The following is a 10,786-nucleotide window of genomic DNA, read 5'->3' on the forward strand; positions in this document are numbered from 1 at the left end:
TTCCCAGGGATTGTTGTTTGGTTTCCTATAGGATTTCCTCTATCAGCGCGCTCATCTGCTCCGGCGTTTTCCGGGGAACCTCCGCACACCAGATCAGAGTGAGCTTCCAGAAACCGGCCAGACGGAAATGGAACATATACAAGTATTTTTCCATTTCCGCCGGCGGCGGGTTCCATTCGGTTTCCGGGGGGATATGGTTTATTTTTACCGCCACATCGCGGATGAGTTCGGGCATATCGTCCTCAATGAAGTATAGCAGATGCTGCTTCTGTAAAAGAAGCAGCATATCGATGTGATTTTCCCAGAACGCAAAATAGGATTGGGAAATTCCTTTCAGATCCTCTGCATGGTTTTTCCGCAGCGTATCAGCAAAATCATCCATGAGCAGGGATATGGTATATCTCATCACCTCATCCTTAGTCTGGAAATAGCGGTAAAACGTTCTGCGGCCGATATAAGCCTTCTGGGCGATTTGGCTTATTGTTATATCATGATATGCTTTTTGCTCCAGCAGCCCGGACAGTGCGTTGCTGATACACTGTCCGGACTGCTTTTCTTTGCGCGTAACAAAAGCCTGTGTTTTGCGGCATCCATTATCCGGGCTGCCGTAAGGGCAGGTATCCGCCGTTTTATCCATCTTTTTTCCTTTCATACATTTCTTTCTGCAAGGAATGAATCCAATGCGGAAAGGTAATCTTCACAACTGAGCAGCATAGCCAGATGTCCGCCTTTCAGGTCGGGCACAATAACAGGATCGGGCATCAGCCGGATCAGGGCGTCCTTCAGGCTGTTACAGAATATCTGATCGTCCCGGGAAAAGAAAAGCAGCACTTCGTTCCGGAACGGTTCAAAATCTTCCGGCCGGTGAGTACCGAATTCGGTGATCAGGTCTCCCAGCAGGGTATCCATATGGGCCAGATATGCATGGGACAGCTCCCCCTTCAACAAATCGAAAATACCGCTGCACAGTTCCGCCGCCTTTTTGTCGGCAATCGTGCGCCTGCACATCCATTTAAAAAGCGGAAACAGCAGAAACATGGGCAAATAGGTATCCATCCGCAGGCTTTTCCTGGTTTTATCCGGGTTAATCATGTGTACGAGATTCTGTATCCCTTCAAAGTCAAGGTCATTGGATAAAGAGCAGGTGCCCGACAGGATCATGCCCTTTATGAGCCGGGGATGGCGTCTTGCGGTTACCTGGGCCAGAAGCCCTCCGTAGGACTGGCCCACCAGGTAGATGTTCCGGGCGCCGATCTGTTCAAATAACTCCGCCATAGCATCCGCAAGGGAGGCGTTGGTGGGAAAATCCATGGGATAAGTAAAAGAAATAAAGCTGTAATTGGGCAGAAGGGATTCATACATGTAAAAAAAGCTGTCTCCAAGCCCGGTACCGCCCGCCAGAAATACCAGGGTGACGTCCGGGGCCAAACGTCGGCTGTTCCTATAATACCGGTAGGTAAACGTGCCGTGCTTCAAATAGGCGGTGCGTAAGGGTACCGCTTTCGTAAACTGCATATAATTCTCTTTCAGGGTCATCACAGGGGCCTCCTTCTGTCAGACGCTGATTAGCCTTGGCTAACCGGCCTGTAAAATAAAAGCTCGCAGGGCGGGGATCCCGCTGTCCGGAACAGACCCTGGAGTTAAGATGAGTACAGTATATTACGCCCGCGGCTTCTTTGCAAGGAGACCGCAGAAAAGCGGCACATATTTTTGTTTTTGTGCCATTGCGGATCACATTCGTATTTGCGTATAAGACGGTGATATCTTATGGGTATTAAAGAAAACGCGTATCATCTTTCGGTGCGATTGCCGAAGCCATACGCTGTTTGAGGGAGGAGGCCGGGGGCTTCCCCTTGGGCGGAAGGAGGCCTATATCCTGGAGATGGCAGTAAAATCCGGCGGTCTGTCAAAGCGGCAGCGTTTTCCCATCCGGGAGGAATGCGCCGGGCTTTTGGCAGCGCGGAAGGAGGCGGAGCATCCCCGGGTACAGGGAATAACCTGTTCTCTCCGGACGGTCCAATGACGCGGGGGATGTTCGTCACCGCACTGGGGCGGCAAGCTGTTCCGCCCTGACGCTCCTGTGACACGGGAACAGATGGCGGTTATCATCGCAGACTACGCCGGACAGATGGGTTATTCCCTTCCCACACCGCTTACGGCTGTCACCTATGCGGACAACGATAAAAGCAGCGCATGGGCGGCAAAGGAAATCGCCGTCATGCAGCGGGCCGGAATTAGCAAAGGCAGGGACGGGAATCGTTTCGACCCGCAGGAAAACGCCACCCGCGCCGAAGCATCGGCAATGCTGCGCCGGTTTATAGAAGTGGTAATTGACCCGGCCACGGCCAACGGCTGGGCAAAGAACGATTCCGGTCATTTACTCTGCTTTCAGGGCGGTAAGGCTCTCGCCGGCTGGAGGGAAATCGGCGGCTTTTCTGCATATCGCCTGGAAAGAAGCATCTGTGGAAAGATGGGTACTGGCGCTTAACAGGAAATACAGACGGCACTGTCATTTATTCTGCCTTGACAGGAGGATCTGCTTATAATAAGGTTAGACTATATTTTTCTTATTTTCCTCTTTCGGAGGCCGGAGAAAGGACGTATTGGTGTGCGTTCATCAGTCTGTTTCCGGGCAGTTGTCCAGGGTGTCCACATACAACGTGGCATCCAGCTGCAGTTCTTCCTTCAGCCGTTGCTTTACTTCTTTCAAAGTATGGAATGTCTCCGGGGAATGAGGAGAACCGGAAAAACGTACTTTGATGAATGCCAGTTTTTCCTCCGGCCCGTAATCATGCAGGTTGATCTCTGCGGTCTCTTCAAAAATGGTATATTCCGACAGGATCTTACGGATTTGCCGCTCGGTTTCCGGAGTGGCGCCTTCCCCGATAAGCAGAACCAGATTTTCCCCAAAGGAGGAAATGCCGGACCAAAGGATGGAGAGTGCCACCAGAATTCCCAGAATACCGTCGAGCGGAAGGCGGGTGAAAGGGATCAGCAGGATACCGGCCAACGTCACAGCAGTTACAAGGGAATCTGAAAGATTGTCGTTTCGCACGGCCCTCAGCGCAGCGGAAGCTGCTGTCCGGTTGATACGGTTTACGTACCAGGCCATGGCAAGCTTGATCCCGATGCCCAGGATCAGAGGCAGCAGGATAGCCGGGGAAACCAGGACGACGGACGGTCGGAGCAGCCGGCCAAGGGAGGATTTTCCAACGGACACTGCAGTCAGCAGTATCAGGATGGAAATCAGAAAACCGCATACATATTCCATGCGTCCATGACCATAAGGGTGTGCCCGATCCTTTTCCCTTGCGGACAAGGTAAAGCCGGCTATGGTCAAAAGAGAGGAACCGCAGTCGGTAAGATTATTCAGGGCATCCGCGGTTATGGCAATACTGTTGCTGAAATAACCCGCGGTAAGCTTTATCAGGACCAGCAGCAGATTCCCGCAGAGTCCCAGCCAGCCGGTTCTGCGTCCGAGGGCGTCACGGCCGGTATTTTTATTTAAGACAGGATAAGTTTGTTCCATATGATGTTATCTCCTTTGCTGATAATACAGGGGTTCCGGAAGGCGGGTACTGTTGCCGTAACTGCTGACCGGAAAAAACGCTAGGTACCTTGTAAAATATAACGTATCACTTTATGAACAAAATGTCAAGGTACCTAACTAAAAAGAAAAAAGGACAGGGATGTGTACGAGATGCGGGAAGAAGAAATGGCAGGAATAAAGAAGGAGTCTTTTCGGTTATTTTATGGGGGAGGGGAACTATGGATTGAGCATCTGGACGGAATTCATGAGGCAACGGATGCGGCTATCCTGAAACTGCGGGAAGATTATGCAAGGCTTAAACGGCCGTCAATGCCCGGAGCCGTAGCTGTCAATCTGGAAGGAACCCGTGTGAACGCCCCGCTTATAACGGAAATTGCCCGGCTATTTATGAGCGGGGAGAAGAGGATTACGAGAGTTGCCTTTGTAGGAGTGGGAAGAGCGGAAAAGAAGGCGTTGAAAAAGGCCCTCTCGAAAAGCGGGTTTGTCATAGCCTTTAGGGAAGATTTTGAAAAAGCAAAGGAATGGCTGTTATCCGGCGGCAGCTGATCGTTCGGTATCTATGGAAAGCGGTCTTGCAATCCGGAAATAATATGCGAAGGAGAGCAGGGAAGAGGCCTTTTGCCTTTCCGGGTGTTAACAACTTATTTACATGGATCCGTTATCATAGAAAAAAAGGAACAAAGGCGGTAATCCTATGGCAAGAATACTGGTGGTAGAAGACGATAAACGTCTGAATATATTAATATGCAGCAATTTGAGCCTGGTAGGCCATTCCTGCGAAAGTCTGTACGACGGTCCGGCTGTATATGAAAGGCTCTGTGAGCGGCAATATGATCTGATAATCCTGGATGTAATGCTTCCGGGGATGGACGGCTTTGAAGTGCTGGACAGCCTGGAGGATCCCCATCCGCCCGTTATCTTCCTCACTGCGAAATCCGATCTGAAGGACCGGGTAAAGGGGCTGCGCCTGGGGGCGGAGGATTACATTGTCAAGCCATTTGAACTCCTGGAGCTGCAGGCCCGTGTGGATGTGGTTCTGCGCAGGTTCCATAAAACGGAAAAGATCTTCCTTATCGGGGATGTAAAGGTTGATTTTGAGGCACGGGCGGTCTATAAAGGCGGCAGACCTGTGGACTGTGCACCCAAGGAATTTGATTTGCTGGAAATCCTCATCCGCAATAGGAATATCGCGTTGTCCCGGGACAAGCTGAAGGAGCTGGTCTGGGGATACGAATATGCGGGGGAAACACGGACGGTGGATGTGCATATCCAGCGGATCAGAAGCAAACTGGGGCTGGAGGATTATATCAGGACCGTATATAAAATCGGGTACCGATTGGAGATTTCCAATGAAAATTAGGACATTTACAGTGACGTTTCTCCTTTTTCTCACCGTTTTTTTTACCAGCCTTACGCTCATTTCCGCCCTCTTTTTCCGGATGCAGGTGGAAACCGCCATGGAGCGGGGAGGAAACGAACATTATCTGATATCCTCCTCCATGGGGAAGGAACTGAAAAGCCTGATGGAAAGAGGGGCAAAAAAAGAAGAGGTGATACAATATCTGTTTACTTATTATTCGGAGCATTATGCCAGACAAAAGGGATATCTTGAAATATTTCAGGGAAACGAAATGCTCTGCAGCAGCTTCCCCTTTCCCTGGAAGGGAAAGCTGTATTCGGATAACGGGGAAAATGACAGAACGGCGGTCCTGAAACGTCTGGACGGAAAAGAGTATATTATTGTGACCGGTTATTTTCCCCATACAAAGCAGGAATATAAAATCCAGTATATTTCAGATATTACCTCCATGATAGGGATGTGGGAAAAGCTGCGCAACACGCTGCTGGTGATTGGAACAGGCTTTTCCGCATTGGCGGGGGTGCTGCTTCTGCTTCTTCTTAATCTCACCTTCCGGCCTTTTTCCCAGGTGGTGGCAGCCTCCAGGGAAATCGCCGGGGGCAATTATGAAAAAAGGATACCGGTGCCCGGTAACCGGGAACTGGCCGTGATGGCGGACAGCTTCAACGATATGGCCCAAAAGGTACAAGAGGCCGTGACAAAGCTTTCCCGGGACGCCAGACAAAAACAGCAGTTCATAGATAATTTTTCCCATGAAATACGTACCCCTCTCACCTCCGTCTGCGGCTTTGCGGAATATATGCAGAAATCCGTATTAAGTGAAGAAGAACGGATAACCATGGCAGGATATATCATTGAGGACAGCCGGTATATCCTGAATATTGCGGATCGGCTTCTGACACTGGCAACCCTGACCAACGGCTCCTGTGAAAAGAAAAAATGCTTCATACGGGAACTGTTTGACGGAGTGGGAAAGCTGCTTCACAAGAGGCTGGAGGAGAAAAAAATCCGGCTTTTATGGGAAGACGACTGCGGCTGTCTGTATGGAGATGAGGATCTGCTGCAGAGCCTTCTTGTAAACCTTACCAATAATGCCGCAGATGCCTGCAGCTGCGGCAGCACTGTCCGCTGGCATGCATACCGGGAAGGGGATAAAGCGATCCTTTCCGTATCGGATCAGGGGAAGGGGATCCCGGCAGACCAGCTGGATAAGATAAGAGAACCTTTTTACCGGGTGGATCCGTCCCGGAACAGGGAGTCTGGAAACGCGGGCCTGGGACTTGCCATATGCCGCCAGATTGCGGAATGCCACGGCGCGGAAATGATATTTGAGTCAAAGGTTCAGGTCGGGACTACCGTTAAAGTAATATTTACATTGCCGTAACAACTTATTGACCGTTTCTTGCAAACGCTGTTTTATACTGCGTTTATCAGAAGGGACAAAAAGCATAAAACGTAACCACGAGGTACAAAACGGCTATGTCCCCTCTTAAAAACAGAAAGGAGTTTTTACGGATGAGAGAGAAAAAGCGCAGGAAAAAAGGAATTTACAGAGGGCTGCTTGCGGGAGGGCTTGCGTTATGCCTGTTTGGAGGAGGCTTTGCAGCCGTTAACCGCTATGTATTTGCGGCCGCCCATGACAAGCCGGTAAAGCTGCAGGCATCCTGGCAGGAACCGGCAGCCGCGGCGCCTCAGGCAGTGGGGTATACGAAAGCAGACTATAAAGTGCAGGTGGATCCGATGTATCATGCCTCCAATTCCAACGCTGTTTCGGCGGAGGAAGCAGCGGAAATCGGTGCCCGTTATCTATGGGAGGTGTTCGGTGTTGATTTGAAAGGCTGTACGCTATATATGTATTATTTCATGGATCCTTCCCGGGCAATCGGTTATTGGTACGGGGATGTGATTACCGAAGGCGGAGACAGGCACAAAGCGCCCTATCGATTCGGTATCGAGGCGGTTTCCGGTGAACCGGAATCCATTATTCGCCAGGATTTCCCGGCGGAAGGCAAGGAAACCATTCTTTTCAAGGAAGAGAAAATAGAGGAATACTATCGTGCCAACAGCGACGAATACAACGAACTTGCCAAAACCTACGCCCGAAAACTGCTGTCCGTAGAACCGGTAAAAGCCGAATTCCTGACAACAGGAGCGCTGTTGGCACCGGGATATGATTACGAAATGCCGGAGGGTGCGGTTATGACCATGGAACCGGAGGAAAAGACTGCCGATCCGGATGTTATCCTGGTTCCCTGGGGAGAAGAAATACCGGCTTCCTATGTTTATATAACGATTCTGGTTACGGATGCGGGCGGCAATCAGGTGCAGGTGGAAATCGACCGGTCGGACAAATCCCTGGTATCCCTGTCGAAACAGTATAAGGGGGTGGATTATGATCCGAATAGTGTGGGATAACCGGCCGTGCGGGTAAGAATAATTTTTCTAATGCGACAGCCAGGTGTCACATTAGATATGTTATAATTCTCCTAAAAAAGGAGAAAAAGAATGGACAGATGGCTCTATGTAGTATTTCTTGAAAAAAACAAAACGTACAACAAGGTTACCAAAGCGGTAATTGAACGGCATGTAGCAAACTTAAAGTGCCTGGATGACAAGGGTTTTCTGGAGCTGTGCGGAGTATTTAAAGGCTATACCGGCGTTGCCGGTATGTATATTATCAGGGCAAAAAGCTATGAGGAGGCCGAAAGCCTTTGTAAGCTGGAACCCCTTGTCCTGGAGGGATACGCCACATATAAACTGAAAGCATTGCAAGTGGCTGACAGAGAAAATAACTATTTACTGCCTTTCTGAGAAGAACAAAAAAATCCTCCCCGTTGGAAAGCAAGACTGCGGCAACGTTGATTTCTAACAGGGAGGATTTATTTCTGTTCGGAAGCTGTTAAAGATCCGACTTCACTGGCACATCCTTATTTATAGTTCTTCTTACCGATCGGATAGCCGGTTTGAAATACTTCGGCCAGAAACAACGGGCATTTGGATTGGCAGATTCATAACTGACATGGATATGAGATTTCCCTTTTACACGGCAAAAGTTAAATGCTTGTTCTAACAGGACGGTTCCTATGCCTTTTCCCCGGTAATCCGGGTGAATAAAGGCACCAATTGTTTTTATATATGCACTGTCAGGAGTAGTCAGACGCTCAAAGTGATAATCTTGATGGATGGAAAAACTCATTACACCGATAATTTTACCGGCATCCCATGCAAGCAGGACATAGTCCTGAATAAGTAAGTTCATAATTTCATCTTTTGTGAATTTGCCACGTTTTAGAAATATGGGACTTTCAGCATAATAAGCGTTTGTTGTGTCAGCAAATTCCAGCAGACTATCCGCATCGTTTACGGAAGCAAACGATATTCTGTAATTTGTTTTTGCACTGTGGGGCGCTAACCCGGACGATTGGCAGGCATCTATTACATAGGATCCAAACCCTAAATCATATAAGCTGTTTTTCAAAATTTCATCATCGAAATATGTCATCCACATATGATTCAATCGGTTATCAGATACCCATTTCTCAGCAGCATAACCGTACATTCCTTCATAGATTCTGTCCTCATTATGTAAGGAAGCTGCATGACCGGCAGCAGGCAGAAATGCAGTTCTTTCGTTGTGAAAATCAAAATACAACCATGCCATGAAACCGATAACCGTATCGTTTTTTATTGCAGCTATTACGTTTCCTTTATTTATCTGCTCTTTTAAATAAGTTTCGATTATTTTGTCTCCGCCATCCGTAAAATCCGGAAAGGATGGGCAATGGCAATAATGGGTAAACTGTGCTTTCCAAAGGTTGACTGCGTCAGGTATATTTTCGGTTTTCATAGAAGATATTTTAATCATTATGAAATTCTCCTGTTAAAAACTTTTATTTATTGGTATATGCTTTGTAACGTGTATAATATTCTATGCTTTATCAGTCGGTGAACTATAGAGGATGCGGCACTCCTTGTGTATGATCCAATCGCTGCCGTTTATTTTGCAGGGAAGCTTCATCCCCCATAATAGGAAGTAGTGCCGGTGACTCCATCAAGCGCACCAGGGGTTAGGATACAAACCATAAACCCCTCATCTCCCCATTTTTTTCTGTTTTCATGATAAATGCCATAGTTACAAGACGGTTCAAATCCAAATCTGCCATAAACAGCAGGATTGCCACCCAGGAATACAGCACCATATCCCAATTCTCTTGCTTTATTTAAAGCATAATTTACAAGTTCTCTCATAATACCATGCATTCTATATTTAGGTAAAACCGCAGTCTGGGAAAGCGTTAACTGCGTATTTCGGTCCGAGCCTGTTACAATATCAGTTTCATGAAGCGCGACTTCACCAACAACCGTTTTGTTTTCCGCTAGTGCCACAAGAGAAAGTTCCGGTATAAAAGTTTTTTTCTTTCGTTCTTCTATAAAATGTTCCATCATAAATGAGCCTGTAGCTGTGCCGTAATTTTCGGAAAATGCCTTATAAATTAATTGGTTGACAACTTCATATTCCGCCTTTATTTCCGGTCTTATAATAATAGTTAATCCTGATGATGTTTTTAGAATCATAAATTTATTTCCCCTGAACACATATAATTAGAAGTGCCACGTTGTGAGAATATCTGAATTTATTTTACAATATTTTAGCAAGCATTACCACTGCTTTGAATGGTATTCGATACTAAAATCTGCTGTGGGCTGGGGAAACTTCCCTTTTCCCCTTTTTGTATGTAATGCCGTTCTGCCAATTATACCCTGTTACCGGCGCTTTCCAGGCTTATACCCCGGAAAGCGAACAAACCTATATATTTTTTTACCAGAAATCCTCCGTTTCCGCCAGAATATCCCCGGTGGGCAGAAGCGTTGCCTCATATATATTCCGGCCCGTCTTTTTCAGGTAATGCCGGATCAGGGCGTATCCGCAGGCATATCCGGCACAGTAGGGCATTCCCACAGGAATACCGCCCTGCAGGGCTATAATATCGTCGCCGTACAGATACGAGGACAATACCGGAAAGTCCTTTTCATGTAAATGGGCTTTAATTGCTGGTTTAATGGTGTTCTGTAATACCTCAGCGGGGGTGTTTTTTACCCATATACCTATGTTATATTCTCCGAACAGATATGCCGCAAAGTTTTCCGCAAGACCTTCGGATACCAGCATATCGGCCAGGGTAACGGCGGGACTCCACTGCATAAACTGCCATCTGACATTATGGTTTGTTTCATGGGCCAAAGCCACCGGCAGCATTTGCAGGGAGTGTTCCCTGGGAATAATCGTGCCGAAAATATAGCCGGGAATACCGCCGTCCCCGCAGTAATCGCCGGTCATCCGGGACATGGGATTACCGGGATCGTTAAGAAGAACGGTAAATAAATAATCCTGTACCGGAAGCCGGATGCCATGCCCCTCAAAGCCGTTGAGTGATGTACGGATACTGTTTTCGCAGGCGTTCCAGAAAGCGTTGCTGCTGATTTTATCGATTTCCGGCAGAAGCGCCTCCGTAATCCCGGACGGTGCATAACCTCCGTTCATGCGGCTTACCGACACCACATCGCAGCCGCCGTCCTCCGCCTGCAACGGTATTCCGATACAATTCCATTTGTAAGCGAAGGGTTTCATAAGCTCATAACGGTAGATCGTTTCTTTATCTTTCTCAGATGCTGCCGCCATCCGGCGGTACAGCACATCGGAGCGGATCGCTTTTATATTCATAATCAAATCCTCATTTCCTTCATTTTTAGATAGGGTTCGAACCACAGGCATAGCTTACACTATGACGCCGCGTCAAAGTCAATACCAGCCGCTGGATATAGCCTAAAATGTATTAGTTAATTCTTATTTCACCCTTTAAATTCGTGTTTGATGA

The 10,786-nt window shown here is 47.9% G+C and carries 13 protein-coding genes and 1 pseudogene; 8 read left to right on the plus strand and 6 right to left on the minus strand.

Annotation, left to right across the window (positions count from 1 at the left end; all coding sequences use genetic code 11):
- Nucleotides 1–25 precede the first annotated feature (25 nt).
- Together DXA36_RS15755 and DXA36_RS15760 are read right to left on the minus strand one after the other, a co-directional pair.
- Nucleotides 26–652 (minus strand): TetR/AcrR family transcriptional regulator, encoded by a 627-nt coding sequence (locus DXA36_RS15755; RefSeq protein WP_118680471.1) that lies wholly within the window; start codon nt 650–652, stop codon nt 26–28.
- Entirely contained in the window at nt 649–1,536 is an 888-nt protein-coding gene (locus tag DXA36_RS15760; protein WP_118680472.1) for an alpha/beta hydrolase, read from the minus strand. Before DXA36_RS15760 ends, DXA36_RS15755 begins: the two co-directional genes overlap by 4 nt.
- A gap of 346 nt (nt 1,537–1,882) precedes the next feature.
- Between DXA36_RS15760 and DXA36_RS32950 the strand changes: the two genes are divergently transcribed.
- From DXA36_RS32950 to DXA36_RS15765, 3 genes and pseudogenes are all read left to right on the plus strand, one after another.
- Nucleotides 1,883–2,023, plus strand: coding sequence for a hypothetical protein (locus DXA36_RS32950; protein ID WP_182479098.1), 141 nt, complete (start codon nt 1,883–1,885; stop codon nt 2,021–2,023).
- Between the two features lie 27 nt (nt 2,024–2,050).
- Nucleotides 2,051–2,101, plus strand: a pseudogene (locus tag DXA36_RS33870) (S-layer homology domain-containing protein); the annotation flags it as partial.
- Between the two features lie 27 nt (nt 2,102–2,128).
- On the plus strand, nt 2,129–2,488 hold the full coding sequence (locus DXA36_RS15765; protein WP_279221550.1) for an S-layer homology domain-containing protein: 360 nt from the start codon (nt 2,129–2,131) through the stop codon (nt 2,486–2,488).
- A gap of 129 nt (nt 2,489–2,617) precedes the next feature.
- Here DXA36_RS15765 and DXA36_RS15770 read toward each other — a convergent pair whose 3' ends face one another.
- A complete protein-coding gene (locus DXA36_RS15770; protein WP_118680474.1) occupies nt 2,618–3,529 on the minus strand; it encodes a cation diffusion facilitator family transporter in 912 nt (303 codons plus the stop codon).
- Between the two features lie 186 nt (nt 3,530–3,715).
- On the opposite strand from DXA36_RS15770, the gene DXA36_RS15775 reads away from it, so the two are divergent.
- The 5 genes from DXA36_RS15775 to DXA36_RS15795 all read left to right on the plus strand — a co-directional run bounded on the left by DXA36_RS15775 (nt 3,716) and on the right by DXA36_RS15795 (nt 7,721).
- The gene (locus DXA36_RS15775) at nt 3,716–4,096 is read left to right on the plus strand and encodes a hypothetical protein (RefSeq protein ID WP_147366607.1); all 381 of its coding nucleotides are present in this window, start codon (nt 3,716–3,718) and stop codon (nt 4,094–4,096) included.
- Between the two features lie 148 nt (nt 4,097–4,244).
- Nucleotides 4,245–4,910 carry a response regulator transcription factor gene (locus DXA36_RS15780; protein WP_118680476.1) on the plus strand — a complete coding sequence of 222 codons (666 nt, stop codon included), beginning with the start codon at nt 4,245–4,247 and terminating at the stop codon, nt 4,908–4,910.
- Entirely contained in the window at nt 4,900–6,294 is a 1,395-nt protein-coding gene (locus tag DXA36_RS15785) for a sensor histidine kinase (RefSeq protein WP_182479099.1), read from the plus strand. Before DXA36_RS15780 ends, DXA36_RS15785 begins: the two co-directional genes overlap by 11 nt.
- A 131-nt stretch (nt 6,295–6,425) precedes the next feature.
- Nucleotides 6,426–7,325 carry a hypothetical protein gene (locus DXA36_RS15790; RefSeq protein ID WP_118680478.1) on the plus strand — a complete coding sequence of 300 codons (900 nt, stop codon included), beginning with the start codon at nt 6,426–6,428 and terminating at the stop codon, nt 7,323–7,325.
- Between the two features lie 90 nt (nt 7,326–7,415).
- The gene (locus tag DXA36_RS15795) at nt 7,416–7,721 is read left to right on the plus strand and encodes a YciI family protein (protein WP_118680479.1); all 306 of its coding nucleotides are present in this window, start codon (nt 7,416–7,418) and stop codon (nt 7,719–7,721) included.
- Nucleotides 7,722–7,809: 88 nt separating this feature from the next.
- Here DXA36_RS15795 and DXA36_RS15800 read toward each other — a convergent pair whose 3' ends face one another.
- From DXA36_RS15800 to DXA36_RS15810, 3 genes are all read right to left on the minus strand, one after another.
- Nucleotides 7,810–8,775 carry a GNAT family N-acetyltransferase gene (locus DXA36_RS15800; RefSeq protein ID WP_118680480.1) on the minus strand — a complete coding sequence of 322 codons (966 nt, stop codon included), beginning with the start codon at nt 8,773–8,775 and terminating at the stop codon, nt 7,810–7,812.
- 149 nt (nt 8,776–8,924) lie between these two features.
- Nucleotides 8,925–9,485, minus strand: coding sequence for a GNAT family N-acetyltransferase (locus tag DXA36_RS15805; protein WP_118680481.1), 561 nt, complete (start codon nt 9,483–9,485; stop codon nt 8,925–8,927).
- Between the two features lie 244 nt (nt 9,486–9,729).
- Entirely contained in the window at nt 9,730–10,632 is a 903-nt protein-coding gene (locus tag DXA36_RS15810) for a DUF2268 domain-containing protein (RefSeq protein ID WP_118680482.1), read from the minus strand.
- Between the last annotated feature and the right edge of the window lie 154 nt (nt 10,633–10,786).

Origin of the sequence: Eisenbergiella sp. OF01-20 (assembly GCF_003478085.1) — a bacterium.
GTDB lineage: Bacteria > Bacillota > Clostridia > Lachnospirales > Lachnospiraceae > Eisenbergiella.

What these genes read in the sequence shown, in the direction of transcription:
- DXA36_RS15770 (WP_118680474.1), bottom strand. Translation starts at nt 3,529, where the DNA reads ATGGAACAAACTTATCCTGTCTTAAATAAAAATACCGGCCGTGACGCC.
- DXA36_RS15790 (WP_118680478.1), top strand. Translation starts at nt 6,426, where the DNA reads ATGAGAGAGAAAAAGCGCAGGAAAAAAGGAATTTACAGAGGGCTGCTT.
- DXA36_RS15810 (WP_118680482.1), bottom strand. Translation starts at nt 10,632, where the DNA reads ATGAATATAAAAGCGATCCGCTCCGATGTGCTGTACCGCCGGATGGCG.
- DXA36_RS15800 (WP_118680480.1), bottom strand. Translation starts at nt 8,775, where the DNA reads ATGATTAAAATATCTTCTATGAAAACCGAAAATATACCTGACGCAGTC.
- DXA36_RS15795 (WP_118680479.1), top strand. Translation starts at nt 7,416, where the DNA reads ATGGACAGATGGCTCTATGTAGTATTTCTTGAAAAAAACAAAACGTAC.
- DXA36_RS15805 (WP_118680481.1), bottom strand. Translation starts at nt 9,485, where the DNA reads ATGATTCTAAAAACATCATCAGGATTAACTATTATTATAAGACCGGAA.
- DXA36_RS32950 (WP_182479098.1), top strand. Translation starts at nt 1,883, where the DNA reads ATGGCAGTAAAATCCGGCGGTCTGTCAAAGCGGCAGCGTTTTCCCATC.
- DXA36_RS15780 (WP_118680476.1), top strand. Translation starts at nt 4,245, where the DNA reads ATGGCAAGAATACTGGTGGTAGAAGACGATAAACGTCTGAATATATTA.
- DXA36_RS15775 (WP_147366607.1), top strand. Translation starts at nt 3,716, where the DNA reads ATGGCAGGAATAAAGAAGGAGTCTTTTCGGTTATTTTATGGGGGAGGG.
- DXA36_RS15785 (WP_182479099.1), top strand. Translation starts at nt 4,900, where the DNA reads ATGAAAATTAGGACATTTACAGTGACGTTTCTCCTTTTTCTCACCGTT.
- DXA36_RS15755 (WP_118680471.1), bottom strand. Translation starts at nt 652, where the DNA reads ATGAAAGGAAAAAAGATGGATAAAACGGCGGATACCTGCCCTTACGGC.
- DXA36_RS15765 (WP_279221550.1), top strand. Translation starts at nt 2,129, where the DNA reads ATGGGTTATTCCCTTCCCACACCGCTTACGGCTGTCACCTATGCGGAC.
- DXA36_RS15760 (WP_118680472.1), bottom strand. Translation starts at nt 1,536, where the DNA reads ATGACCCTGAAAGAGAATTATATGCAGTTTACGAAAGCGGTACCCTTA.